This is a genomic window from Halomonas sp. N3-2A (genome assembly GCF_002216165.1).
In the GTDB taxonomy this organism is placed as follows: domain Bacteria; phylum Pseudomonadota; class Gammaproteobacteria; order Pseudomonadales; family Halomonadaceae; genus Vreelandella.
In genome coordinates, this window is record NZ_CP022286.1 from 4,073,335 (window position 1) to 4,098,015 (window position 24,681).

At 55.6% G+C, this 24,681-nt stretch carries 22 protein-coding genes and 1 pseudogene; 11 read left to right on the forward strand and 12 right to left on the reverse strand.

Annotation, left to right across the window (positions count from 1 at the left end; all coding sequences use genetic code 11):
- Positions 1 to 18: 18 nt before the first annotated feature.
- The 9 genes from CEK60_RS19025 (at position 19) to urtE (ending at position 10,209) form a co-directional block, all read left to right on the forward strand.
- The gene (locus tag CEK60_RS19025) at positions 19 to 750 is read left to right on the forward strand and encodes a response regulator (protein ID WP_089040327.1); all 732 of its coding nucleotides are present in this window, start codon (positions 19 to 21) and stop codon (positions 748 to 750) included.
- A 181-nt stretch (positions 751 to 931) separates the two neighbouring features.
- Positions 932 to 1,927 carry a Bug family tripartite tricarboxylate transporter substrate binding protein gene (locus tag CEK60_RS19030; RefSeq protein WP_089040328.1) on the forward strand — a complete coding sequence of 332 codons (996 nt, stop codon included), beginning with the start codon at positions 932 to 934 and terminating at the stop codon, positions 1,925 to 1,927.
- A gap of 108 nt (positions 1,928 to 2,035) precedes the next feature.
- Complete coding sequence (locus CEK60_RS19035) at positions 2,036 to 2,518, forward strand: tripartite tricarboxylate transporter TctB family protein (protein ID WP_089040329.1); 483 nt, start codon at positions 2,036 to 2,038, stop codon at positions 2,516 to 2,518.
- Positions 2,519 to 2,567: 49 nt separating this feature from the next.
- The gene (locus tag CEK60_RS19040; RefSeq protein ID WP_089040330.1) at positions 2,568 to 4,067 is read left to right on the forward strand and encodes a tripartite tricarboxylate transporter permease; all 1,500 of its coding nucleotides are present in this window, start codon (positions 2,568 to 2,570) and stop codon (positions 4,065 to 4,067) included.
- 385 nt (positions 4,068 to 4,452) lie between these two features.
- Complete coding sequence (gene urtA / locus CEK60_RS19045; RefSeq protein ID WP_089040331.1) at positions 4,453 to 5,805, forward strand: urea ABC transporter substrate-binding protein; 1,353 nt, start codon at positions 4,453 to 4,455, stop codon at positions 5,803 to 5,805.
- Positions 5,806 to 5,906: 101 nt separating this feature from the next.
- The gene (gene urtB, locus CEK60_RS19050) at positions 5,907 to 7,520 is read left to right on the forward strand and encodes an urea ABC transporter permease subunit UrtB (RefSeq protein WP_089040332.1); all 1,614 of its coding nucleotides are present in this window, start codon (positions 5,907 to 5,909) and stop codon (positions 7,518 to 7,520) included.
- 3 nt (positions 7,521 to 7,523) lie between these two features.
- On the forward strand, positions 7,524 to 8,669 hold the full coding sequence (gene urtC, locus CEK60_RS19055; protein WP_089040333.1) for an urea ABC transporter permease subunit UrtC: 1,146 nt from the start codon (positions 7,524 to 7,526) through the stop codon (positions 8,667 to 8,669).
- Positions 8,666 to 9,502 (forward strand): urea ABC transporter ATP-binding protein UrtD, encoded by an 837-nt coding sequence (urtD, locus tag CEK60_RS19060; protein WP_038479349.1) that lies wholly within the window; start codon positions 8,666 to 8,668, stop codon positions 9,500 to 9,502. The genes urtC and urtD overlap by 4 nt, the downstream gene beginning before the upstream one ends.
- A complete protein-coding gene (gene urtE, locus CEK60_RS19065; RefSeq protein ID WP_089040334.1) occupies positions 9,502 to 10,209 on the forward strand; it encodes an urea ABC transporter ATP-binding subunit UrtE in 708 nt (235 codons plus the stop codon). The genes urtD and urtE overlap by 1 nt, the downstream gene beginning before the upstream one ends.
- A gap of 112 nt (positions 10,210 to 10,321) precedes the next feature.
- Here the strand turns inward: urtE and CEK60_RS19070 are convergent, their stop codons facing one another.
- From CEK60_RS19070 to CEK60_RS19100, 7 genes are all read right to left on the reverse strand, one after another.
- Positions 10,322 to 12,436 (reverse strand): TonB-dependent receptor, encoded by a 2,115-nt coding sequence (locus CEK60_RS19070; RefSeq protein ID WP_089040978.1) that lies wholly within the window; start codon positions 12,434 to 12,436, stop codon positions 10,322 to 10,324.
- 250 nt (positions 12,437 to 12,686) lie between these two features.
- Entirely contained in the window at positions 12,687 to 13,655 is a 969-nt protein-coding gene (locus CEK60_RS19075) for a siderophore ABC transporter substrate-binding protein (RefSeq protein WP_198361389.1), read from the reverse strand.
- Complete coding sequence (locus CEK60_RS19080; RefSeq protein ID WP_089040336.1) at positions 13,652 to 14,428, reverse strand: iron ABC transporter ATP-binding protein; 777 nt, start codon at positions 14,426 to 14,428, stop codon at positions 13,652 to 13,654. The genes CEK60_RS19075 and CEK60_RS19080 overlap by 4 nt, the downstream gene beginning before the upstream one ends.
- Complete coding sequence (locus CEK60_RS19085; RefSeq protein ID WP_089040337.1) at positions 14,425 to 15,372, reverse strand: iron chelate uptake ABC transporter family permease subunit; 948 nt, start codon at positions 15,370 to 15,372, stop codon at positions 14,425 to 14,427. The genes CEK60_RS19080 and CEK60_RS19085 overlap by 4 nt, the downstream gene beginning before the upstream one ends.
- Entirely contained in the window at positions 15,369 to 16,313 is a 945-nt protein-coding gene (locus CEK60_RS19090; RefSeq protein ID WP_089040338.1) for an ABC transporter permease, read from the reverse strand. The genes CEK60_RS19085 and CEK60_RS19090 overlap by 4 nt, the downstream gene beginning before the upstream one ends.
- Entirely contained in the window at positions 16,313 to 18,082 is a 1,770-nt protein-coding gene (locus tag CEK60_RS19095; protein WP_089040339.1) for an ABC transporter ATP-binding protein, read from the reverse strand. Before CEK60_RS19095 ends, CEK60_RS19090 begins: the two co-directional genes overlap by 1 nt.
- Entirely contained in the window at positions 18,076 to 19,872 is a 1,797-nt protein-coding gene (locus CEK60_RS19100; RefSeq protein ID WP_089040340.1) for an ABC transporter ATP-binding protein, read from the reverse strand. The genes CEK60_RS19095 and CEK60_RS19100 overlap by 7 nt, the downstream gene beginning before the upstream one ends.
- A gap of 231 nt (positions 19,873 to 20,103) precedes the next feature.
- On the opposite strand from CEK60_RS19100, the gene CEK60_RS19105 reads away from it, so the two are divergent.
- Positions 20,104 to 20,727, forward strand: a complete 624-nt coding sequence (locus CEK60_RS19105; protein ID WP_089040341.1) for a TetR/AcrR family transcriptional regulator — start codon at positions 20,104 to 20,106, stop codon at positions 20,725 to 20,727.
- Positions 20,728 to 20,744: 17 nt separating this feature from the next.
- Positions 20,745 to 20,831: pseudogene (locus tag CEK60_RS22910) on the forward strand (ABC transporter ATP-binding protein); the annotation flags it as partial.
- A 16-nt stretch (positions 20,832 to 20,847) separates the two neighbouring features.
- Here CEK60_RS22910 and CEK60_RS19110 read toward each other — a convergent pair.
- From CEK60_RS19110 to CEK60_RS19130, 5 genes are all read right to left on the reverse strand, one after another.
- Positions 20,848 to 21,312: an RES family NAD+ phosphorylase gene (locus tag CEK60_RS19110; RefSeq protein WP_089040342.1), complete on the reverse strand. Its 465-nt coding sequence runs from the start codon at positions 21,310 to 21,312 to the stop codon at positions 20,848 to 20,850.
- Complete coding sequence (gene parS, locus CEK60_RS19115) at positions 21,309 to 21,758, reverse strand: type II RES/Xre toxin-antitoxin system antitoxin (protein ID WP_089040343.1); 450 nt, start codon at positions 21,756 to 21,758, stop codon at positions 21,309 to 21,311. Before parS ends, CEK60_RS19110 begins: the two co-directional genes overlap by 4 nt.
- 106 nt (positions 21,759 to 21,864) lie before the next feature.
- Positions 21,865 to 22,785 carry a metal ABC transporter permease gene (locus CEK60_RS19120; protein WP_089040344.1) on the reverse strand — a complete coding sequence of 307 codons (921 nt, stop codon included), beginning with the start codon at positions 22,783 to 22,785 and terminating at the stop codon, positions 21,865 to 21,867.
- On the reverse strand, positions 22,782 to 23,876 hold the full coding sequence (locus tag CEK60_RS19125) for a metal ABC transporter permease (RefSeq protein WP_089040345.1): 1,095 nt from the start codon (positions 23,874 to 23,876) through the stop codon (positions 22,782 to 22,784). Before CEK60_RS19125 ends, CEK60_RS19120 begins: the two co-directional genes overlap by 4 nt.
- 3 nt (positions 23,877 to 23,879) lie before the next feature.
- A complete protein-coding gene (locus tag CEK60_RS19130) occupies positions 23,880 to 24,662 on the reverse strand; it encodes a metal ABC transporter ATP-binding protein (protein WP_089040346.1) in 783 nt (260 codons plus the stop codon).
- Positions 24,663 to 24,681 lie beyond the last annotated feature (19 nt).

Here is a 24,681-nt window from a genome sequence, read left to right on the forward strand (position 1 = left end):
CCAGGAAGAGGAAACACTATGTCTGCGACGCAGTACGGTATTTTGGTCGTCGAAGACGATTTTCGCATTGCTGATATCCACAAGGCTTTTATTGAGCAGAGCGACGGCTTTTATGTGGTGGGATTGGCGCGTAACGGCAACGAAGCCAAAGCCCTGATGGCCCAGCATGCTGATGCTGTTCAACTCATCTTATTAGATGCTTACTTGCCTGATGTGGAGGGCCTGGAGCTGCTATGGGCCATTCGCCGTGACTATGTGCATGTGGATATCGTCATGGTGACAGCTGCCCGCGAAGTAGAAACCATCAGCGAAGCGTTGCGTGGTGGCGTCTTTGATTATCTGATTAAACCGATTGAAGCGACGCGTATGACGCAAATGCTGACACGTTTTCGCCGCGAGCGAGAGGCATTGGCGAATCGGGCTGAAATGAGTCAAGACGAGCTGGATCAGGTGCTTGCTCGCTTGCAACCAGGTGAATCTCCGCGGCTAGCTACGCGCACGTTACCTAAAGGCATCGACCGCTTGACCCTGCGCTGTGTGGTGGAGTCGTTGGCAGCCGAGCATGATTCCCAAACGGCGATGCAAGTAGCGCAGGCAATGGGCGCAAGCCGTTCAACAGCGCGTCGTTATTTGGAGTTTTTAGTAGCTGAACAAGCGGTTAATGCAGAAATTGGCTATGGCGATGTCGGCCGCCCTGAGCGCCGCTATCGGCTGCTGGAATCCTCTTCCACATGGCTGGAATCACTGTAAACGAGCCGTTCTAACCGGCCGTGAACAAAATGAACAAAACGCACAAAAAGCACTTTTTGCCATTAATGGTCATAAGCTTGTCGCGAGGAGTAGCGGTCTTCTAATGTGAAGGGCGTAACCACACAAAGATACGCAGATAACAACCATCTATAACAATAGATAGCTAATGTGGAGAACGCCCATGACCATGCTTCCCCTAAAGCGCTTTGCCGTGCTTGCTGTACCGATGGCAGCCCTTGCCATGACAACGTCCGCCAGCGCCCAAGAGTGGACACCGAGCCGTTCGATTGAATTTGTTGCACCGGCCAACCCCGGTGGCGGCTGGGACACGCTAGTGCGCACCATGTCCCGCGTTATTCAGCAAGAAGAGCTGGCCGACGAAAGCTTTGCAGCCATTAACGTGCCTGGCGGTGGCGGTGCAGTTGCCTGGGCTCAGGTAGCCCGTGATAACGGTAATCCGCATAAACTTTTCGCTACCAGCCCGCCGATGATTTTAGTCCCCCTGGCAGGCGCATCGCGTTACGACCACACCGACTTCACCCCGATTGCGCGTATCAATACCGACTATTCGATTATTTTGGTGGCGGCAGATTCCGAGTATCAAAACCTGGATGATCTTTTTGCAGCGCTCAAAGAGAACCCTAGTTTAAGCGTGGGCGGTGGTAGTGCGCCGGGCTCGATGGATCACATCTCAGTTGCCGGTCTTGCTTCCGCGGCGGGTATGGAAGCCTCCTCGGTTAACTACATTCCCTTCTCAGGTGGTGGCGACGCCATGACTAACCTGATGGGTGGCCATATCGAGGCAGTCATTGGCGGTGCCGGTGAAGCGGTAGGTCAGTTGGGCGAAGGTAGCCAGCTACGCGCGCTGGGCGTGTCTTCCGAAGAGCGCCTGGGCGGTGGACTGGCCGATGTACCCACTTACCAAGAGCAGGGTTACGACTACACTTTCGATATTTGGCGTGGCGTAATGGGCGCGCCGGAAATGCCTGAAGAGGCGGTTGAATACTACGAGACGCTCTTCGCCGAAATGCTCGAAACGGATGCATGGCGCGAAGCAAGCGACCAACTGGGCTGGATTGATGCCTACCAGGATAGCGACGCCTTCGCTACCTTCCTGGATGAGCAGCAAGAGCAGTTCAGCAGCGTGTTGACCGACCTGGGGCTGATGCGCCAGTAAGCGCTCGTCCCAAAAAGGCTCCCCCGGTGGCAGCGTGCCACCGGGATCTTCCGTCTGATACCGCAAGGGTCTTGCTGTTCAGCAATGACGTCTTCGGAGAACTTTCCCATGACTCGATTCAATACCAACCAATGGCTAGCGCTTGTGTTGGCGTTAGTGGCGGCTGCTTATCTGGCAATGGCCTGGCAAATCCCCAATTTTCCGCTGCCCCGCCCAGTGGATTCTGACCTATTTCCAAAAGTGTTAGGTGTTTCCTTGCTATTGCTGTCGGCGTGCTTGTTTTTTGAGCGTTCTGGTCCTATTGCGGGGGCCGATCAGATTGATCAAGCCGAAACCCAGGGGCCGCTACTGCTAACGCCTTGGGCGCGGGTGATCGTCACCGCCATCGCCATTGCGGCCTATGCCTTCCTGCTCGTGCCGTTAGGCTTTGTGCTGGCTTCGACGCTACTGTGTGTTGGCCTAACCGCTTACTACGGCTACCGCCGCCATGGGGTCAATCTGGCAACATCGCTTGGGGTGGTGTTGGCGCTGTATTTGACCATGACGCGGGTAATGGATGTTTACCTACCCACTGGCGTGCTGCCGTTTTAACCAAGCCGCGCTTGCCCACTGTTAGCGGGTTTAAAAGAGAGACACTCCCATGGATGCCTTTAACAATCTAATGTATGGCTTTGGCATCGCGCTTGAGCCTATCAATATTGCTTACGTCTTTGCCGGCGTTTTTGCTGGCACCATTATCGGCATGTTGCCCGGCCTAGGGCCGATCAGCGCGTTGGCGCTGATGATCCCGATTACCTTCGCTATGGAGCCTTCTTCAGGGCTGATCTTGATGGCCGGGGTGTATTACGGCGCTATTTTTGGCGGCTCCACCTCGTCTATTTTGCTGAACGCCCCCGGCGTGGCGGGAACGGTTGCGACCTCTTTTGACGGCTATCCGATGGCCAAGCAAGGGTTGGCAGGTAAGGCGCTGGCGATTGCCGCTTACTCCTCCTTTGTTGGCGGTACCATCTCCGTTGTTTTCTTGATGTTAATTGCGCCGCTGCTCTCCAAAGTCGCGGTAAGTTTTGGCCCTGCTGAATACTTCGCGTTGATGGTGCTGGGCTTAACCGCGGTTGTGTCGCTATCCGATAAGTCGCTGGTTAAAGGCTTAATTGCCGCTGTTATTGGGGTGATGATCTCGATCATCGGGATTGATATGCAAACCGGCACCGAGCGCTTTACCTTTGGCTCTATCCACCTGCTCGACGGTATCGACTTTCTGGTCGTCGCGCTGGGTATCTTCGCGTTAGCCGAAGTGTTCTACATGTTGCTACGCGGAGGCGGTGGTAAAGAAGCACCGCGTAATGCGATTGGTTCGTTGAAATTGACCCGCAGTGAAGTCAAGCAGATAGCAGGGCCGGTTAGCCGCAGTTCAGTATTGGGCTTCTTTACTGGTGTTCTGCCGGGCGCAGGTGCGACCATCGGTTCGTTTCTTGGCTACAGCATGGAAAAACGCATTGCCAAAGACGGCGATACGTTTGGTAAAGGCAACATCAAAGGCGTTGCTGCGCCAGAAGCGGCAAATAATGCGGCGTGTACCGGTTCGTTTGTACCGCTGTTAACCTTGGGTGTGCCGGGGTCTGGCACCACCGCCGTACTGCTTGGCGCACTGCTGGTGATGGGCGTTAATCCTGGTCCGATGATGCTTGAGCAGCGCCCGGATGTGTTCTGGGGCGTGGTTGCCAGTATGTACATCGGCAATATCTTCCTGCTGGTGCTTAACCTGCCGCTGATTCCGCTGATCGCCAAGATCCTCGATCTGCCCAAGCCATTGTTGCTATCACTGATTTTGATCTTCTGCATGATCGGTGTTTACGGTATGAGCTTCAGCGTGTTCGACCTACTGTTACTGCTTGGTTTTGGCTTGGTTGGCCTAGGGATGCGCTTGTTCGGTTTCCCTGCCGCGCCGCTGATTCTGGCGCTCATTCTAGGCAACATCATGGAAGAGTCCATGCGCCGTGCGCTGCAGATCTCCGGTGGGGATTGGATGACCTTTATCGACAAACCAATTTCGCTGTCGTTACTGGTTATCGCGGTGCTATCGCTTGGTTTACCGTTGCTGAAAAAGCGCCGCACTAAGCGTTTGAATACTGCTGAATAGAACATAGGCATGCGTGTAAAGCGCCCTAGGGTTTCCTAGGGCGCTTTTTTTGTGAAAGAAATGGGCGGGATTAATAGACGTATGCAACAGGAAGCGCACTATTGGTGCGAGGTGTCGTTGTGGTGCATAAACAGCGTGCATTTTTTGGATGTTGGCGCGCCACGATAGTGCGACCGGTGAAGACGGGGCTGCTTTTTTTAAAACTAACCTTTTGATTTTAAGCTTTTTAGTGTTTCTTTTTGTAGTGTGGCGCAAACCTTGCAGAAGCTAGGAGCTAGTGGATGCACCAAGCCCCGTAATGACCGTTCCTACGTTACATAACGGGAGTTCTTGGCCGCGAAGCTCAAATAACGAGCCCCGTCATAAGGGGCGCAAGGAGGTTCAAGTGACCACATTGCAGCGCAAGACACACCCTCGTACCGTTGGCCGTTTCGCTACTGCCTTAATGACCGCCGCCGTTATGGGGGCCAGTACACAAGCCATGGCCCAGGATGACGATCCGATCAAGGTCGGTATCCTTCACTCACTTTCAGGCACCATGGCGATCAGTGAGACGGTTCTTAAAGACACCGTTGAGATGCTTATTGAGCAGCAAAACGACGCGGGTGGCTTGCTGGGTCGCCAACTTGAAGCAGTTGTTGTCGACCCTGCCTCTAACTGGCCGCTATTTGCCGAGCGTGCTAGAGAGCTACTGGCGCAAGAAGAGGTCGACGTGATCTTCGGCAACTGGACCTCCGTTTCCCGTAAGGCAGTACTGCCGGTAGTGGAAGAGCTTAACGGCCTGTTGTTCTACCCGGTGCAGTATGAAGGTGAAGAGTCCTCGGAAAACGTCTTTTATACCGGTGCCGCCCCCAACCAGCAGGCGATTCCTGCGGTTGAGTATCTGATTAATGAAGTCGGCATCGAGCGCTTTGCGCTGGTCGGTACCGACTACGTCTATCCGCGCACCACCAACCGTATTCTCGAAGCGTTCCTCAAAGATGAGCATGGCATCGCTGATGAGGACATCATGATCAACTACACACCGTTCGGCCATTCAGACTGGCAGAACATCGTGTCAGAAATACGCCGCTTTGGTGAAGAGGGTAAACCCACGGCGGTTATCTCGACGATTAACGGCGATGCCAATGTGCCGTTTTACACCGAACTTTCTAACCAAGGCATCGATGCTGCCGATATCCCGGTCATCGCCTTCTCTGTGGGCGAGCAAGAGCTAACCGGCATTGATACGGGGCCGCTAGTTGGCCACTTGGCGGCCTGGAACTACTTCATGAGCGTCGATACCGATGACAACTACGACTTTATCGACGCCTGGATTGACTATACCGGCGACGAAGAGGCTGTCACCAACGATCCCATGGAAGCGCACTACATTGGCTTCAACATGTGGGCCGAAGCGGTGCGTAAAGCAGGCACTACCGATGTCGATGCGGTAAAAGACGCGATTATCGGTGTTGCCGTGCCTAACCTTTCCGGTGGCTATGCGGCGATGATGCCCAACCATCACATCACCAAGCCGGTGCTGATTGGTGAAGTTCAAGACAATGGCCAGTTCGATATCGTCTGGCAAACGCCTTCTACCGTAGCGGGCGATGCATGGTCTGACTACTTGCCTGGCTCACGTGACTTGATTGCCGATTGGCGCAAGCCCATGGAGTGCGGCAACTTCAACGTGGTGAACGGCTCGTGTGGCGGCAGCACCGCCGCAGAAGAGGCCGAAGCGGCCCTCGCCGAGTAAATGATGATCCCTCGCTGCTTGGCTAAACGCTGAGTGGTGGGGGAGCACGCTATCTCCCTTTTTTAGATCACTGTTTCTAATATAACCAAAGGAAGGACCCCATGAGGCGTTTCTTTTCCTTAGGGTTGCTGTGTCTGCTGTTGTTAAGCGTCACAGCCACCGCCCAGGCACAAACAAGCGCCACCGTTGAGGCTGATGACGCAGCGGCGCTTGAGCTACTAAACGCGCTGGACGTGCGTTCCTATTCCGCCAAAGGCGAAGCGATCAACGCTATTTTGCAAAGCGATGATGAGCGCGCGCGTGATTGGCTGCAGTCTTTGCTAGATGGTCGCTTGCAGCGCACTGACGACGGCCGTTTTGTGGTGGTGCTCGATAATCAAGGTCGCGATTGGCCAGTTGCAGATGCGCTGACCAATGAACCGCTGGGGGAGATGTCCCGCCGCGACCTGGATCGTATTGGCATTAATAACAATTTACGCAACCAGCTACGCAGCGCTATTGCCGTAGTAGATTTGTATTCGCCAAATGTTGAGCGTCGGCGTACTTCAGCCAGCCGACTACTGGGCGAGGTCGATGAAGAGCTGGCCGAACCGCTCAGTCAACTGATCGCTGAGGAAGAAGATGCCGAGGTAGCGCGCAGGCTTACCCAGGCGCTGGCGATTTACCAAGTTGAAAGCGGCGAGCTTGAAGGCGTTGAAACGCTACGAGGCAGTTTGCATCCACGTGTTCGAGTAGCGCTTAGTCGGGCAGCGAATAGCGATGACCCCATGATTGCCGATGCCGCCAATGAAGCGCTGAGCAGCATTGAGCAGAATCTCAAAATTAACCGTGGCCTGGAAACGCTCTACTTCGGGCTTTCGCTTGGCTCGGTACTGGTGTTGGCGGCGATTGGTCTGGCCATTACCTTTGGCGTGATGGGCGTTATCAATATGGCCCATGGTGAGCTAATCATGCTGGGTGCTTATACCACCTGGATGATGCAGCAGCTGTTGCCCGGCCAGCCGGGGCTGGCGCTAATTTTGTCGATCCCCGCGGGCTTTATGGTGGCCGCGCTGGTGGGCATTGCCATTGAGCGAGGCGTTATTCAGTTCCTGAAGGGCCGTCCGTTGGAAACGTTGCTGGCGACGTTCGGTATCAGCCTTATTTTACAACAGCTGGTGCGAACGGTGATTTCACCGCTAAACCGTACGGTCATAACGCCCGAATGGATGAGCGGTTCATTAGTGATTAACGATGCACTGTCGCTAACTCTTAACCGTATGTTTGTACTCGGTTTTGCACTGATAGTGTTTGCCGCGCTGATGCTGATTATGCGCCGCACGCGGCTAGGGCTTGAAGTGCGTGCAGTGACCCAAAACCGCGCCATGGCACGCTCCATGGGTATCCGCGCCACGCGGGTCGATATTATGACCTTCGCGTTAGGGTCTGGCGTCGCTGGCTTGGCAGGCGTTGCGTTATCACAACTGACCAACGTCGGCCCCAACCTGGGCCAGAACTACATTATTGATTCCTTTATGGTCGTCGTTTTCGGCGGCGTGGGAAATCTATGGGGCACCCTGGTGGCCGGGCTTTCCCTGGGCATTATCAACCAAGTGTTGGAACCCTGGGCAGGCGCCGTGCTGGCCAAAATTATTGTCCTGGTGTTCATCATTCTATTTATTCAAAAACGCCCGCGTGGACTCTTCCCGCAGAAGGGCCGGGCTGCGGAGGGCTAACCTATGATGACGCAATCATCTTCAAGCCAGTTTTGGCTAACCCGCCCGTTTGGCGAACGGGCCACGCAGATTTTTCTTGGCGTGCTGTTTGCCGCCCTGCTGCTGGTTACGGTACTGCATTTAGCGCTGCCCCAAGGCCACCCGCTGCACGTTAATGCTTACACCGTGAACCTGTTCGGCAAGTACTTAAGCTACGCGCTGCTGGCAGTGGCGGTGGATTTGGTATGGGGCTATTTGGGTATTCTGAGCCTGGGCCACGGGGCATTTTTTGCCATTGGCGGTTACGCCATGGGCATGTACCTGATGCGCCAAATTGGTGACCGCGGTACTTACGGCGACCCGGTACTGCCGGATTTTATGGTGTTCCTCAACTGGGACAGCCTGCCCTGGTACTGGCTCGGATTTGATATGGCCTGGTTTGCGTTTGCCATGGTGCTGTTAGCCCCTGGGTTATTGGCATTGGTCTTCGGCTTTTTAGCGTTTCGCTCGCGGGTTACTGGGGTGTATCTGTCGATTATTACCCAGGCGCTGACCTTTGCCCTGATGCTGGCATTCTTCCGCAATGAGATGGGCTTTGGTGGCAACAACGGGCTGACCGATTTCCGCGAGCTGCTGGGTTTCAACCTGCGCAGCAACGACACCCGCTTAGGGCTGTTTATTGCCACCGGCGTTGCGTTGGCGCTGGGTTACATCCTGTGTCGGGCGATTGTTACCAGCAAGCTAGGCCGGGTATGTGTGGCCACTCGGGATGCGGAGGCCCGCACGCGGTTTATTGGCTACCGGGTCGAACGCTTCCAGCTATTTGTATTCGTGGTTTCCGCCATGCTGGCAGGCTTGGCTGGCGCGCTTTATGTCCCTCAGGTAGGGATTATCAACCCCAGTGAGTTCTCACCGATTTTCTCGATTGAAATTGTGCTGTGGGTGGCACTGGGTGGTCGCGCCACGCTTTATGGAGCGGTTATCGGGGCGATCTTAGTCAACTACGCCAAAACAATTTTCACGGGCGTGATGCCGGATGCATGGCTGTTTGCCCTGGGCGCGATGTTTGTCTTGGTCACCGTGTTGCTACCCAAAGGCGTGGCGGGGTTATTGCTCCACCTAAAACGCCGCAAAAAATCCGCTACCTTGCCGAAGGAGGCTACCGCATGAGCTTGTTGCAATCGCTAACCACGCGGGATCGGGTATTTGATTTTATGGCTCCTCAGGCATCACCGGTGGATGTGCGTCATGGCCCGATTCTGTATATGGAAGATGTCACGGTGAGCTTCGATGGCTTCAAGGCAATCAATAACTTAAACCTGACTATTGATGACGGTGAACTGCGCTGCATTATCGGCCCCAACGGGGCCGGTAAAACCACCATGATGGACATCATTACTGGCAAAACGCGCCCCAACGCAGGCAGCGTGTGGTTTGGTAGCCGTCATAACCTGCTGCAAATGAATGAGCCGGATATCGCCAGCTTAGGGATTGGTCGTAAGTTCCAAAAGCCCACGGTATTTGAAGCGCTGAGCGTGTTTGAAAACCTGGAGTTGGCGATGGCCGCCGACAAGCGTATTTTCCCCACGCTGACTGCCCGCATGACTGGTGAAATTAAAGACCGTATCAATGAGGTGCTTGAAACGATTGGCCTGACCGAGCTGCGTTACCAGCCAGCAGGGATTCTTTCCCACGGCCAAAAGCAGTGGCTGGAAATTGGCATGCTGCTAATGCAGCGCCCGCGTTTACTGCTGGTAGATGAACCAGTCGCCGGGATGACCGAGCAAGAGATGGAGCGCACCGCAGAGCTGCTGACGGGCCTGGCGGGTAAACAGTCGGTGGTTGTGGTAGAGCATGACATGGGATTTGTACGCTCCATTGCCCGTAAAGTGACCGTATTGCACCAAGGCAGCGTGCTGGCGGAAGGCAGTATGGATCAGGTTTCAAGCGACCCTAACGTGGTTGAGGTGTATCTGGGTGCGGACGACGAGGAGGCTGCCTAATGCTGGCGATTGAAAAACTTAACCAGTTCTACGGCGAAAGCCACACCTTGTGGGATCTAGACCTCGATGTGCCTGAAGGCCAGTGCACTTGCGTGATGGGCCGCAACGGGGTGGGTAAAACCACCTTGATGAAAGCCATTATGGGCGAAGTGGCCGTAAAGAGCGGCCAGCTGCGCTATCAGGGTGAGGGCAGCGACATTGAGCTGACCAAAAAAGCCGTTGAGGCACGTTCCCGCTTGGGCATTGGCTTTGTCCCCCAGGGACGGCAGATTTTTCCGCTGCTCAGCGTGGAAGAAAATCTACGCACCGGCTTGGCAGCGCGCAGTGATGGGCTGAAAAAAATCCCCGAGCGTATCTATGAACTGTTCCCGGTTTTAAAAGAGATGAAGCATCGCCGTGGCGGTGACTTATCTGGTGGGCAACAGCAGCAGCTCGCCATCGGTCGCGCGCTGGTAATAGAGCCCAAGCTGCTGATTTTGGATGAACCCGGGGAGGGCATTCAGCCCAATATTGTGGCGCAAATCGGTCAGGTGATTCGCCAGTTGATCAAAGAAGATGGCCTAACGGTGCTACTGGTCGAGCAGAAGCTACCCTTTGCCCGCAAGTACGCCGACCGCTTTGTGATTATGAATCGTGGCCGTCCGGTGGCCAAAGGCGAAATCGCCGAGCTTTCCAACGAACTGATCAAACAGCACTTGACTGTTTAAGTTATCCACACCTACGCCTGTTTGGCTGGCGCAGGTGAGGTGTGCATATTGACAAGCCTAGTTGTGAAAAAACAACGGGTGCCAGGACAAGCGCATCGCTTGTTTCAGCTATCTAGAAGTCTAACGAGGCCGAAAACATAAAGGTGCGGGGGGCTCCTAGCGCAAGGCTTGAGAGTTGTGGCATGGCCCAGTACGCCTTATCGGTTACATTGTCGATAGTGGCGCGCAGCGTCAACGGGTAGCTGGAAAGGTGAGTAGTATAGCGTGCACCAACGTCGTAAATGGTGTGTCCAGGAACCGACAAGGAATTGTCACTATTAATATACTGCTCTGACATCGCGGTGGCATTAGCGGTCAGTGTTAGCCCTGGTGCTGCGGATAGATCCCATTCAGCGCCTAGCTTGGCTTGAAGGTCGGGCACACCAGTGGCCTGACTACCTTGGTTTTCATCGCTAGCGGCGCGGGTGACTTTAGGGTCTACATAGGCGATCCCACCCATTAAGCGGAGGTTACTAAGGGGGCTGCCGAAGAAGTTCCACTCCGCTCCTCGGTTACGCTGCTCACCGCCAAACGAGAAGATATTAGTTTCCAGGTCGGTGTAACTGCTGGGCCGCTTGATTTCATAAAGGCTAAGTGTATGTGAGAAATCGCCTAGGTCAAACTTCACCCCAATCTCGTTTTGTTTGGTCTTGTAAGGCTCAAATACCTCACCAGCATTGGCAGCACTCATAGGTGCCGTGGCCCCCTGACTGAGCCCCTCGATATAGTTGGCGTAGAGTGATACCTGGTCGGTGGCTCTGAAGAGTAGCGCTGCGGCGGGGGTGACCGCGCTTTCATCATAGCGGGAGATGCGTGCGCCGCTCGTTACGCTGTAGGCGTCGCTCACTACCTCCTGGCGTCGGGCGCCGAGGGTCAGTTGTAGGCGATCATCGGCAAATGAAATCGTGTCCGCCAAGCCATAGCTGTTCAAGCGTAGCTCTGTATGCATGATGTGTGGGGTGATAAATTCGGCAGCGGCGCCCCACTGCGGATCGTATAGGTTGGTGACCCAGTCCGCACCGGGGACAGTTCTGCGCCCGTAGTCGTGCTGCTCATGCTCGTAATGAGTGGCATTGACGCTAATGGCATGGCTGACGGCGCCGGTCTGGAAATGACCGCGAACCCCGACTTCCGCCGATGTTTTTTCGACATCGAAGGCGAGCTGACCAATGCTTGTGCGATAGTTGCCTTGATCATCAAGCACCTGGGAGGACATGGCACCGTTGTAGGTGTAATTCGTTTCGCTTCGACCGATCGCTGCGTACCCCATGATCTCGTCGGTAAAGTCGAATTCGCCACGTAATATGGCCCCCTTGTCGCGCGTGTTGGCAAAGGCCCAGTCAGGGTTGATCAGCGTATCGGAGTCGGGAGGTGTCGGTACTGCCAGGCCGGGGGCCAGGTTGATACCCCGAACGGGGCCATCGATATGGTCGTCCGCACTGTACAAGTCGGCTGACAGCCGAGCTTGTTCTCCGCGCCAGTCCAGCCCCAGAGCACCCATTTGAACCCTGGGTTTCTGGTTATCCACAGCCCCCTCGCCGTCCCGGTAGACGCCGTTGAAGCGAACGCCAAACTGCTGGTTGTCCCCCAGGCGTCGGCCAACATCAAGGTGCCCACCAAGCTGCGCATCGGACATGTACGTGGTGGTGAAACGCGTCAGCGGCTCATCGTCAGCCCGTTTGGGAACTAGGTTGATAGCACCACCAACGGAGCCTCCAGGGGGCATTCCGTTAAGCAATGCAGAAGGCCCTTTGAGCACCTCAATACGTGAGAACATCTCGGGGGATGTACGGTAGTAGGGGGCCATCCCGGCAAGGCCATCAAATGTCATGTCAGTGGTGCTGGAATTGAATCCACGGATCGAGTAACTCTCGCTCCAGGCACTGGTGACGCCATTACTGAATACACTCGGATCGGTCGCCGCAATGACATCGGCAATATTCTGGGCTTGTTGATCCTGGATGAAGCGATCCGTATAGCTGATGGCATTGAAAGGCGTTTCCATAAAGTCCTTGTTGCCCAGAAAGCCCGCTCGATTGCTATAGGTCACCTGATCACCTGCATAGGTATCGTTTACTGACGTTGCTTCACCGTGTACGGTGACCGGCGCCAAGGCCACAGCATTACGCGCCTCGCTGTGCTCGGTGTCCTCGGCAGTTTGGGCAAGCGCCTGTGAAGAAAGCAGCATGAGAGCACTCGCGCTCAGGGCTAACGGAAATGCGTTCCGGGCGAGTAATGGGGGGCTTAAACAGGCAGCCGCGAGGCGCAGTGGAGCTCTTGCCCATTCTGGTTGTGTTTTAGGGGGGGGAGGTAAGGCCATGTCGGTCTCCTTTTATATCAGACAGGCGGAGCTACGCCGCTCCAGTCGAGCCGTCGTTGGAACGCTCGATACAGCAGTCGGCTAGATCGTTTTTGAAGTGCTTTGGTTGGTTAAGTCTCTAGTCGCGATACCCATCGATAATGTCATCCGCGATGATCTCTAGGGCGCTCACGCTGGCGGCGGTGACATACCAAGCTTCGGGATCGACATAGATCACCCGGTTATTTCGCCAAGCGCTGGTTTGGCGTATTAGAGGGTTTGCCATGCTGCTGGCATCCATGGTGGGCCGGTGTTCCATTATGGCAGTACGATCCACGACATAAATGATGTCGGGGTCGGCCTGTTGAATGAATTCGCTGGAGACAGGCTGGCCGTGCATGCTGGTATCGATGCCGGGAGCCGCAGGCTCAACGCCTAGCTCGGTGAAGATGAAACCGTAGCGCGACTGCACACCGAAGGAGTTGAAAGCGCCATTGTTATGCAGCAGGATGAGCGCTCTCTCTGACCGACCTTGGGTAACACGCCTAACCTTCTCGACAGTACTGTCCAACTCGGCCGTGCGCTGACGGGCCAGTGTCTCCTTGCCAAAGATCTTCCCAAGATCGATGAGATGGTCTTTGATAACGTCAATGTGGTTGCTCTGGCTGTTACGGTAATCCACGTCGAAGTGGAGCGTTGGCGCGATTTGAGCTAATTCGTGATAATGGTTGGCCTGTAACGATGTCATGAGAATTAGATCAGGGTTGGCTCGATGCACCCGCTCAAGGTTGGGGCGCACGATAGAGCCCAGGTCTTCAACCGCCGGATTGTGTCGATGCTCCTCGAGAAAATGGGGAATAAAGTCCTTCGGCATACCCACCACTGGAACGTCCAACTGATCCAAAAAGTCGACTTCATTCATGTCTAATGCCGCTACCCGGTGTGGACGGTGGTCGATCACAGTGCTTCCCAACACGTGTTGAATCGTTAGCGGTGTCATAGCCTCCTGTGGGGGCATGTCATTGGTCTGATCGCACCCTTGCATCAATGCCATCGAAGCGAGAAAGAGGAGGTGTGCCAGGCGGCGGCTGTTGAGATATCGCGTCATACCAGATTTCCTGAGGGCTTGAAGTAATTGCATAGATAGCCGCGCTCGTTATGGGCGACGTCGAAGTTCAGTCCATAAAGCTCACTCAAGCGCTGCTCGGTGATGACGTCGGCGACGTTGCCATCGCAATGCACAGCCCCTCCCTTCATGGCGACAATGTAATCGGAGTAGTTGGCGGCAAAGTTGATGTCATGGACGACCAGAATGACCGTTCGTCCATATTCATCGCAGAGGCGGCGAAGGGCCTGCATGATCTGAACGGCATGCTTGATATCGAGGTTGTTCAGAGGCTCGTCGAGCAGTAGGTAATCGGTTTGCTGCGCAATGGTCATGGCCAGGAACGCCATCTGACGCTGGCCACCGCTGAGCTCATTCAGATAAGCTCCGCGTAGAGCCGTCAGCGATAGAAAGGACAGGGCATCATCGATCACTTGATGATCATGCTGGGTGAGCGTGCCGTGGGTGTAAGGAAAGCGACCAAAGGCGACCAACTCCTCGACGGTCAGGCGCAGGTTGAATTCAGGCGTTTGTCTCAGCGTGGCCACCCGCTTGGCAAACTCGCCGATGCGAATGTTCTCTACCGGGGAGCCGTCAAGCTGGATGACTCCTTGAGAAGGCTTTAGCAGTCTTGCGATCATCATCAGCAGGGTCGTTTTGCCTGCCCCGTTTGGGCCCACCAGTGACGTCAATTGACCCGTCGGGAAGCGGAGATTGATAGCCGATAGCACTGTGCGGCTAGCATAGGTTTTATGAAGGTCTTGAACCGTAATCATGCCGTGCCCCGCGTCCGCACCATCAGCGACAGGAAGTAAGCCCCACATACGAGGTTGACGAGAATGCTGACGGTGGTTTTGTAGTTAAAGAGATGTTCGACCAGCAGTTGGGCGAGGAGGAAAGTGGCGATGGAGATGGCGCATCCTAAAGGCAGTGTGACTCGATGCCGGTAGGTGCCTGCCAGCGCGTAGGCAGTATTGGCCACGAAAATACCCATGAATGCCGTGGGGCCAAGCAGGCTGGTTGAGATGGCTACCAGCGCGGCAATCAAGAAAAGCTGGCGTTGTACGCGGCGTCGATAGTCGATGCCGAGCGAGATGGCCTGCTCCCGGCCTAGCAACAGCACGTCGAGCACCGGAAGGGCCTTGTAGCCCACCAGACAGATCGTGACCACGATGGAGGTAGCGTAGAGCAGTTGTGCAGCGCTGGCTTTGCCGAAAGTGGCTTGGCTGTACCCCAGCAGAATGGAAAATTCGCCCGGGCTCATCTTGAGCTGAATGAACTGCGTAAGGGTGGTAATGACCATTGTCAGCACCAGTCCGACTAGCAGCAGGAAATAGACGTTGTCTCTACCATCGCGAAACAGCCAGCGATGCAGCACCCAGGAGTAGCCAAGCATCAGCAGCATAGAGAGTATGACGTTGCCGTGCTCGCCGAGTACCACCAGACTGCGGGTGCCCAGCATCAGCATCAACAGAGCCTGAAACAGCAGATAGATGGACTCGTAGCCCATGATGGCGGGCGTTAATATCCGGTTGCCGGTAAGACTTTGAAACGCAATGGACGACCAAGCGACGCAGATGCCGCCGATCACCATAGTGGCCAAGCGTTCCAGTCGTTTCGGAATGACATAGTCGAAGTCGAGTCCTGAGCGCACGAAGATAAAAGCGAGCGCTAGAACGATCACGGCTGCCCAAACGGTGTGGCGAGTCTTGGCTGTCATCGTTGTGCTCTCCCGATAATCAAGATCAGAAACAGCACTCCCCCAACGCAAGCCGTTGTTAAGCCGATGGGCACTTCAAAGGGGTAAATCAGCAGCCGACTCACAATGTCGCAGGCCAGCAGCAAGGTTGCCCCCGACAGTGCTACTACTGGCAGTGTGCGAGTCAGGTTATCGCCGTAGTAGAGCGCCACCAAATTGGGAATCACTAAGCCGACAAAGGGCATGGCGCCCACAGCGATGACCGTGACCGAGACCGTGATGGCCACCAGCATCAATCCTAGTATGGCGATGGCAAGATAATTCATGCCTAGGCTCACCGCCGCCGCCTCACCCATGCCCAGTACCGTGAAGCGATGGGCGTAGAGGTAGGTAAGCATCACGACCGGCAGAATGAGGTAGATGATTTCGTAATGGCCTTGCACGATCTTTGAAAAGTCGCCCAGTAACCAGCCCTGCATGCTTTGCAAGATGTTATGGCGGTAGGCGTAGAACTCGGCAAGGGCGCTTAGCATGCCGCCGTACATCAAACCGATGACGGGAATCAGCACGCTGTTGGTGAACTTGATGCGGCGAACAATAGTGATAAATACGACATTTGCAGCGAAGCAAAAGAGCAGCGCGGCAAGCATTCGTAATCCAGCGCCAGCTGCAGGCATTAGGGTTAGCGATACGAGAATGCCCAGTTTAGCTGCATCAAGCCCGCCCGAGGTGGCTGGCTCCACGAACTTGTTACGCACGATGTGCTGCAGAATCACGCCGCAAATCGACAGACCTACACCAGTCAAAATAACGGTGATGAGACGCGGCAGTCGGCTGGCTGTGAGCGTCAACCAGGCATCATCCGACAGAGTGATTAGTTGGTGCCAACTCAACTGCTGCGCGCCTATCAGTAACGATACTCCGCAAAGCAATACAAACAGACAAGGCAGATACCCACGCATCAGGTGTCTTCTCTCCCTTCTGCATTCGGTGTAATGCGCCATGTTTTAGCGGCCTGGCGCTGGCCAAGAAAGGTGGCGTAATGCCCTTTGTGGACGAGTAGTTCAGCGGGTGCACCCTGCTCCACGACGCGGCCGTTATCCAGTACGATGATCTGGTCGGCCATGGCCACGGTAGATAGCTGATGAGCGATCACTAATAGCGTACGTTGACCACGCAGCCGTGCCAGTGTCTGAGTAATGATGGCCTGGTGCTGTGGATCCAGTGCGGCCGTCGCTTCGTCTACCAGCAAGATGGGAGCATCTTTGATCAGTGCTCGAGCGATCGCGATGCGCTGACGTTCTCCGCCGGAGAGGCGGACACCTGCTTCGCCCACCGGCGTGTTTAGCCCCTGGGGTAAGCGTTCGAGTATCTCTGTGACGCCCGCAAGATTTGCCGCTTCCATTAGCTCGGCATCGCTGGCTTCGGGGCGGCCAAAGCGTATGTTGTCGGCTATGCTGCCAGCAAACAGATGGCTCTCCTGGAGGATCTGGCTAACATAGCCTGCCAACTGAGCACTGGACATGTCGCGCACGTCGACACCGCCAATGAAAACGCGGCCTTGGTCGACATCGAAAAAACGTGCCACAAGGCGTGCGATAGTGGTCTTGCCCGAGCCCGATTCGCCGATCAATGCCGTCATGCTGCCGGGCTTGACCGACAGACTCACTCCGTTGAGCACATTGGGCGCATCTGCGGCATAGCGAAAATGTACTGCGTGAAGTTCGATAGAGGTATCACGCGGCGGCTGAGGCGTGGTTGTCTCGGGTAAGGGCGATGCGTCGAAAACAGTTTTTATTGTCTCCAACTGCCCTTTGGCGCTGCGTAGAACGTCGCTATGCTGGGCCACATCAAGCAACGGCTCGATAAACCGGCTGATCAGCAACAGCGCCACAATAACACTGGTGACGTCAGGTGCCTTCAGCGGCTCACCCAGCAGCGTATTGATCCACACCATGATGGTGATCAGCAGGGCAGCAAATACCGCCTGCACTGCCCATGTATTGAGTAGCGCCGATAAAGCCGAAAGGCAGGCTAGCCTTGTGCCGGAATGGTGCTGCTTCTCCAGTGCGTTCTCCAGAAAGCGCGTACTCTGGCCTTCGCCGCTGAAGGCGCGTAATACCGCCTGCGCATTGGCAAATTCGACTACCCGCTGGCTGGTTTCGGAGAAGTTCTGCTGGAAGGCTCGGTCGGCGTGACGGGTGAGCTTGGAAGTGAGCCATAACACGCTCACCAGTGGCGCTAATGCTATCAGTGCTGCGATACCGAGCGGCGTGTGCAGCGCTAACAGAGCGATTAGGATGACCAGTGGCACGACCAGGCCGGTGATCACCGGTGTGAAAACGTGGGCGGGAAGCTGGGCTACCGCCATTATACCTTGAGTCACTACATGGTTAAGACGCGCAGTATTGGTGCTGGTAAACCAGCCAACGGGCAGGCGAGCTACATGGCTGCCTAGACGGTGACGCCCAGACTGCAGGACGGCGACGCCCACACGAACGCCCGCCTTCTCTACATGTGATCGCACTAACCAGCACGCGAGAATACCTAGCAGCAGTATGACCAACCATACGGTGGCGTTGGTCGAATCTCCGGACATCAAATAGGTGATGATGGGGATAAATGTCAGGATTGTGACACCGCTAAGCAGGCCATAGCCAATCGCTAGCCCGAGATAACGACGTAAGAGTACGGCGTCCTCGCCGAGCAGATGAGTCAGTATTTTCAGCACGTTGGTACCTCTGATTCCAGCGTTGAGGTGGCGTTGCTCAAGGCCCAAAGGCGGGCATATAGGCCATGTTGAGTGAGAAGGTGGTCATGGTTGCCCTGCTCGACGATCATGCCGTCATCGAGTACCAGGATCAGATCGGCGTATCGGGTCGTATCGAGTCGATGGGAGATAACGATCAGCGTGCGTCCACGGGTTAGCCGAGCTAGCGCTTCCTGAATGACCAGTTCGCTACTCGCGTCGACTGCTGCGGTTGCCTCATCCAGTACCAGTAGCGGAGGATCAAGCAGAATGGCGCGGGCAATGCTCACACGCTGCTGTTCACCACCAGACAGTTGGGTGGCGTCGTCAACGACAGTGTCATAGCCATCGGGTAATGCGACGATGCGCTCGTGAATGTTCGCCGCGCGGGCCGCGTCCTCAATCTCTTGCTGGCTGGCGGAAGGGCGGCCCAAGGCAATGTTGTCGCGGATACTGGCATGGATAAGGCGGACGTCCTGCAGGACAAAACCGATATGTTGGTAAAGTGTCGCCGTTGAGAGCTGGCGCAGATCCACGCCGCCTAAGGTGATGCGCCCCTGGGTGGGATCAAAGAAGCGCAATAGAAGTCGTGCCAAAGTCGACTTGCCCGCTCCGGATGGCCCAACAATCGCAGTGACACTTCCTGTGGCAAAGGTGACGTCGAGATTCGAGAGCCCACGATGTTCGTTATCATAGGCGTAACTCACATTGTCGAAACGAATTTCGCTGTTTGCAGGCAGTGTCTGCTGGTCGGAGAGAGGCGCTTGCAAGATAGGCGTTTCAAGTAGTGCCATGACGCGTTGCGCAGCGCCGGTTGCACTGCCCAGATCGTGCAGCAGGGTATGCAGAAGCAGCAAAGGGGCACAGATACCTGGCGCCACCAGAATGAACGGCACCAAGTCGACGGGAGTCGTCCAGCCGTTGACGACAGAAATCGTTCCGCACAGCAGCGTCAGTCCCAATATCGTCATCGGCGTTACCATCGCATGAACATGAGCCATGGAAGCGACCAACGGGCGGGTAAAGCGATCAAATGCATCGGCGAAGCTATCCACTGCGTCCTGATAGCCGCGATAGGCCTGTCCGGTGGTGCCGAACGTCTTCACGACGGGGATGCCGCTAACGAACTCATTGATGGCGCTGTTCATGTGCTCGAGCCGTATTACGAATTCTCCCATGTTGGCTTTGCTGGATTGCATGAGCCGATGCAGAAACAGAAAGAAGCCGGGCAGGGGCAATAGGGTTATCACAGCGATTCGCCAATCCAGCACAAGCAGATAAACCACCGAGATCGACAAGGCCCCAAGCGCGCGCCCGACGGCAGTGTAGAAGTGCGCGGTCAGGCTGTGCAGCGTCGCAATGTCATCCTGCATTGCTTGCTTGACCTGCCCGGAGGTTTGGCCGGTAAACCAGCCAAGCGGCGTCTGGGCCAAGCGCCTGAGAACGGCCTGACGTAGATGGTGTGTCAGACGGTTATCCGCCAGATGCGCGATCAGCTCGCCGAGGAACATGCTTCCCATGCCGATGAAGACGCTGACGATACTGGCCGTTACCACCCATACGATGTCGCGTTCGTTGCTCGCAGATAACTCCCAGGCTTGGTCTGAAGCGGTAGCGAGGATCTGCGCGATGTGCGCCATGCCGGCTAGCGGTACCATCGTGAATATTGTGCCGATGCCCGCCAGAGTGGCTGCTATGAGGAGCCGTGTGCGGATGGGGGCCAGTATTCGGCTGATAGAGCCTTGGGCAGTCGACGTAGTTTGCGTGTTCATGAATCGTTGCTACTCGGTCATGGGACGTTTAAGTGGTTACTCTCAGAGTCATCAAGTCGAAAGAACCGGTATTGCCACTGGATAGAAACGCGAATTAATCGCGTTTGTGAGATTAATTGAAAATTAGTTTAGTGTCTATAAACTAATTAAAATAGTTGCATGCTAATAAACTAATTGACCCTAGTGGAAGGGGCATGGCTTGATAGAGGGCGCTATCTAAAGGAGTGTGTTATGGCAGCGCGACCAGCATCTAAAGTACGAGGGCGGCCGCCCATCATTACGCGTGAGCGTATTGCGAATGCGGGTGTCGAGATTGGCCTACCCAATATCACCTTTGTGGGAGTGGCCGCCGCGTTGGGCGTTAGCCATATGGCGCTTTACAAGCACGTTGCTAACCTCAAAGCGCTGAAGGTGGTGGTGGCCGAAGAAATCTTTCGACGCTGGAGAATTCCGCGTGCGCGTCGAGATGAGCCCGAAGAGCTGCAGGCGTATCTGTTCACCTTTGCCATGTCGATAGCCGAGTTCGTTAAAGTACACCCAGGGCTGACGCCCTACGTGATCCGCCGTCTGGCGGCGACCCAACCCATGATTGAAAAAATACATGAGCACCAAGCGCATATTGCCGAGATCTATGAAATTTCCCAGTTACAGGCACGTTGGCTTCTGGCGACGGTAGCCTTTCACTGTTTTGCCGTAGCGGACACGATTTACTCGGTGATGGGGCAGGAGCCTGTTGAGGCAGTAGATCATGCCGTAGAAGAGGCGGAACTGGAGGCAGAACTGGAGCAAGGTATTCAGGCGCTCATTGCCGGGGCTATCGCCATGCTGGATGATCATCCGCAGGGGCAGAGCTGAATAATATCTTGACCTCCATCATCATGAATCGTGGCCGTCCGGTGGCCAAAGGCGAAATCGCCGAGCTTTCCAACGAACTGATCAAACAGCACTTGACTGTTTAAGTTATCCACACCCGGTTCAAAGTCTTGGGTCGGGCTGGAAGGGCAACGCCTCTGCCGTCGTGATGACTTGATCAAACAGGGGATGCTCAGGATTGAGCATGTAGTTGAATTCTCTTGGCACGACCACGCTGGGAATGGCCAAGGCCAGACTGTGGCCGGAGTCTAGCCATCCGTCGCCCAACTCGGCAGTTTCTGCTGGCGCAGGTGCTTCCCGCCAGTTGTCCGGTAGGTCAGCTTCCCCAACACCTAGAATGCTATCGGCCGGCAATGTCAGGCGCAGCAGCGCATAGGCATTGAGCAACTGATAGCTTTCCAGATGCACCATGATTTCAAGCAGCGCCAGCGACTCGGCGCTTGCCACATACACACAGGCCTTACCGGGGCTGTTCCAGCGCCCGCCATAAAGGCGTGCACCTTCGCCATCGAAAGCGTTGTCCTGATACTTGCGCTTGATCAAGCGGTAAGCGTTGACCTCATTCACGTAGCAACCCCGTGCTCCAGTCGCCCAATCAGGTTCAACACCGTTTGATACTCGGCAGAGGTTGCGCTCATTTCGATGGGCCTGCGCCCGCCCAGACCCGTATTGGGCTTGAGCAGCCAGGTGCGGGCACCCTCGACGTCGCCTTCAAACAGGTCTAGCGCCGCCTTGAAGAGTTCGGCAAAGCGATATAGCCGGTCGCTTTCCGCCATCTTAAAGCGCCCCGACTTAGCACGGCGGCTCAGCGTGGCCGGGGGAATATCGACGTAGCCTGCCAGCGCCTTCTGTTCGATACCTGACGCCTTAGCCAGTCTGGGGTAGACCCTATACTCAATGCCTTGATGCAAAAGCTCATGCAGCTTGCGGCCTCTGGCAGGCAGGCCGATCTGGTGCCAGAAACCTGATGCCAAGGCTTTGGGTGGCTGGTATTGAGTGAAGTGCATATCCATGGTGCTTCTCATTTGATATTTCAATGAACTATCAAATGGTATACATCCCGCCTGCCCAGACGTCAAGTGAGATGGGCGATAAGGAAGGCATCGCCTCTAATCTCTACTAGCGCAACGAACTTGGCGCTTCTGGTGTTTCGCGGGCGCGGCGGCGTTTCATGGACTGAGTAATCACGCCGTAGCGTGGGCCTGCTAAAAAGGCGAGGATTAGAAAAACGCCGGTCATTATCGCCATCATGCCGCCAATGGAGACGTTGAAATACACGGCGAGGTAGTAGCCAGAAATACTTGAAGCGATCGAAATTAGCGCACCGATGATAAACATCATCCACAGCCGGTCGGTCAGCAAATAGGCGGCGGAAGCGGGCACAATGGCAAAGGCGATAAACAGTACTGCCCCCACGGCATCAAAGGCTGCTACGGCGGTGGAGCTTGTTAGCATTAGCAGCACATAAAAAAGAATCGAGGGCATAAAGCCGAACGTTTTGGCCAGCGCTGGATCGAAGGTGGCCAGTTTCAGCTCCTTATAAAAGAGCCCGATAAACGCGTAGTTGAGCAGTGTCATCACGCTCATCGATACCAGCGCCTTGGGGATGGGCAGACCGAAGATGTCGAGAGTATCCAACCAGACAAAGCCGATTTCACCGAGCAGCACAGTATGCGTGTCGATATGCACATCGTTGGCGTAGACATTGAGTAACAGCACGCCGATGGAGAACAGCGCGGGGAAAACCAGACCGATAGCGGCATCCTGCTTTACCCGCTTGGTGTTGGCCAGTGCCTCGGTAAGTAATACGGTTAATAGCCCGGTTAATGCGGCGCCTATTAGCTGTACAGGCCCACTCTGCTGTTTGGTCAGCAGCCAGACAATCACAATGCCAAACACAATTGAGTGGCTAATCGCATCAGTGAGCATGCTATTGCCGCGCAGCACAAGGAAGGTACCCACCGCCGAGGAGGCAATGCCAACCATGGCACCTACCAGAATAATGGGCAGCGCCGTGTTGGTTAGTAATTCAGCAATCATGTCACGACCTCTTCGAAGGTGGCGACCACCTGTTTGGCTGCCTTTTCTCCCCGCGATGTTAGCGCCCATCCGGCGCCGCCGTCAGAGGAGCGTATAAGGTAGCCTTGGCGCTTAAGTTTACTCAGCACCATGCGCGCGCCAAATGTTGCGCGGTAGTGTCGGGAGGCGCTGGGATGCTTGTAAAGCGTGTAGAGTAACTGCTGCTTCTGCAGCGCTTCTTTTTGGCGGTAATGCTTGATGAAGCCCCACAGCAGGCCTCGGCCGGGAGCAAGCGCCAGCGAGATGATGACAATAGCCGTTGCGGTGAGAATCACCAGCGGGCCGGTCGCCAGACCACGGGATAGGGTACTAATGGTTGCCCCCGAGACCCCACTGACAATACCGATGCCGGCGGCAATAACCAGCATCCCCCCCAGATGACGGCTCCACTGCCGGGCCGCTGCTGCTGGCGCCACGATCATGGCGGCCATTAATATCACGCCTACCATTTGCAAGCCGACCACCACGGCGAGCGCCACCATGGCGGTAAGCGCGGCTTCGATAGCGTTGACGGGCATGCCGAGCGAGCGGGCGTACTGCCCATCAAAAGTGACCAGCTTGGCTTGTTTCCAGAAGATGGCGAGCAGCGTGAGAGTGACAAGGGTGATGCTGCCCATTACCCACAGATCCGAGCGTAGCGTAGCGGCGGCCTGACCGAACAGAAAGGCTTCGAGCCCCCCTTGGGAGGCGTTGTTGGTACCCTGGATATAGGTCAGCAACACGATGCCAATAGCAAAGAAAATGCTTAGGCAAATGCCGAGAGCGGCATCGGTTTTCAAGCGGCTTTTGCGGGTCAGCAGCAGCATCGTCAGCGCGGCTAACGAGCCGGTGGCCAGTGAGCCAATGATAACGCTGCCCATATCCCGACTGCCGGTGATGATGAAGCTTAAACACACGCCGGGCAGCGCCGCATGCGAAATGGCGTCACCGAGCAGACTCTGGCGGCGTAACACCGCAAAACAGCCCAGAGGGCCGCTGATCAGCCCCAGTAGCGAGGCACCAATCACCACGTTTTGAAAGGTGTAGTCAGACAGAAGGTCGAGCCACTGCATGGGTTATTTCACCTTTGAAGCAGTGAACATCAAGGCGTCGCTATCGTTCAGCAGGGCAATCTGGCCACCGTACGCTTGACGCAGATAATCAATATTAAACACGTCTTCAGCCTTGCCGCTGGCAATCACGCGTACGTTAAGCAGCAACAGCCAGTCGAAGTAATTACGTACGGTTTGCAGGTCATGGTGGACAACAATCAGCGTTTTACCCGCATCGCGCAGGCGGCGCAGAATGTCGATAATGGCGCGCTCGGTGGTGGCATCAACCCCGGCCATGGGCTCGTCGAGAAAGTACACATCGGCTTGCTGCACCAGCGCACGGGCTAAAAATACGCGCTGCTGCTGGCCGCCGGAAAGCTGACTGATCTGGCGGTCGGCATAGGCGCTCATTCCCACCATCTCCAAGGCTTCCAGCGACTCCTTACGCTCTTTACGCCCTGGGCGCCGGAGCCAGCCCAGGCGACCGTAAAGACCCATGGTGACCACATCCAGCGCGGTGGTAGGGAAGTCCCAGTCGACGCTGGAGCGCTGCGGCACATAGCCAACGCGCCTGCGCTGTGAGGCGTAGGGGCGCCCATGCACCATGACCTCGCCGGAAAGCGATGGTACAAGCTCCAGCAGGCTCTTGATTAGCGTGCTCTTACCCGCCCCGTTAGGTCCGACAATGCCTGCCATCACGCCGGTAGGAATCTCCAGGTTAATATCCCAGAGAACGGGCTGATTATGATAGCTGACGGTCAGGTTCTGAATGCTGAGCGCCGTGTCGGTCGTTGCGGGTGTCGCCATTGTTGCAGTGCCTTATCGA

Bases quoted from the DNA above. Each gene is read 5' to 3' on its own strand.
- CEK60_RS19025 (WP_089040327.1), top strand. From the start codon at position 19: ATGTCTGCGACGCAGTACGGTATTTTGGTCGTCGAAGACGATTTTCGC.
- CEK60_RS19030 (WP_089040328.1), top strand. From the start codon at position 932: ATGACCATGCTTCCCCTAAAGCGCTTTGCCGTGCTTGCTGTACCGATG.
- CEK60_RS19035 (WP_089040329.1), top strand. From the start codon at position 2,036: ATGACTCGATTCAATACCAACCAATGGCTAGCGCTTGTGTTGGCGTTA.
- CEK60_RS19040 (WP_089040330.1), top strand. From the start codon at position 2,568: ATGGATGCCTTTAACAATCTAATGTATGGCTTTGGCATCGCGCTTGAG.
- urtB (WP_089040332.1), top strand. From the start codon at position 5,907: ATGAGGCGTTTCTTTTCCTTAGGGTTGCTGTGTCTGCTGTTGTTAAGC.
- urtC (WP_089040333.1), top strand. From the start codon at position 7,524: ATGATGACGCAATCATCTTCAAGCCAGTTTTGGCTAACCCGCCCGTTT.
- urtD (WP_038479349.1), top strand. From the start codon at position 8,666: ATGAGCTTGTTGCAATCGCTAACCACGCGGGATCGGGTATTTGATTTT.
- urtE (WP_089040334.1), top strand. From the start codon at position 9,502: ATGCTGGCGATTGAAAAACTTAACCAGTTCTACGGCGAAAGCCACACC.
- CEK60_RS19070 (WP_089040978.1), bottom strand. From the start codon at position 12,436: ATGCTGCTTTCTTCACAGGCGCTTGCCCAAACTGCCGAGGACACCGAG.
- CEK60_RS19075 (WP_198361389.1), bottom strand. From the start codon at position 13,655: ATGACGCGATATCTCAACAGCCGCCGCCTGGCACACCTCCTCTTTCTC.
- CEK60_RS19080 (WP_089040336.1), bottom strand. From the start codon at position 14,428: ATGATTACGGTTCAAGACCTTCATAAAACCTATGCTAGCCGCACAGTG.
- CEK60_RS19085 (WP_089040337.1), bottom strand. From the start codon at position 15,372: ATGACAGCCAAGACTCGCCACACCGTTTGGGCAGCCGTGATCGTTCTA.
- CEK60_RS19090 (WP_089040338.1), bottom strand. From the start codon at position 16,313: ATGCGTGGGTATCTGCCTTGTCTGTTTGTATTGCTTTGCGGAGTATCG.
- CEK60_RS19100 (WP_089040340.1), bottom strand. From the start codon at position 19,872: ATGAACACGCAAACTACGTCGACTGCCCAAGGCTCTATCAGCCGAATA.
- CEK60_RS19105 (WP_089040341.1), top strand. From the start codon at position 20,104: ATGGCAGCGCGACCAGCATCTAAAGTACGAGGGCGGCCGCCCATCATT.
- parS (WP_089040343.1), bottom strand. From the start codon at position 21,758: ATGGATATGCACTTCACTCAATACCAGCCACCCAAAGCCTTGGCATCA.
- CEK60_RS19120 (WP_089040344.1), bottom strand. From the start codon at position 22,785: ATGATTGCTGAATTACTAACCAACACGGCGCTGCCCATTATTCTGGTA.
- CEK60_RS19125 (WP_089040345.1), bottom strand. From the start codon at position 23,876: ATGCAGTGGCTCGACCTTCTGTCTGACTACACCTTTCAAAACGTGGTG.
- CEK60_RS19130 (WP_089040346.1), bottom strand. From the start codon at position 24,662: ATGGCGACACCCGCAACGACCGACACGGCGCTCAGCATTCAGAACCTG.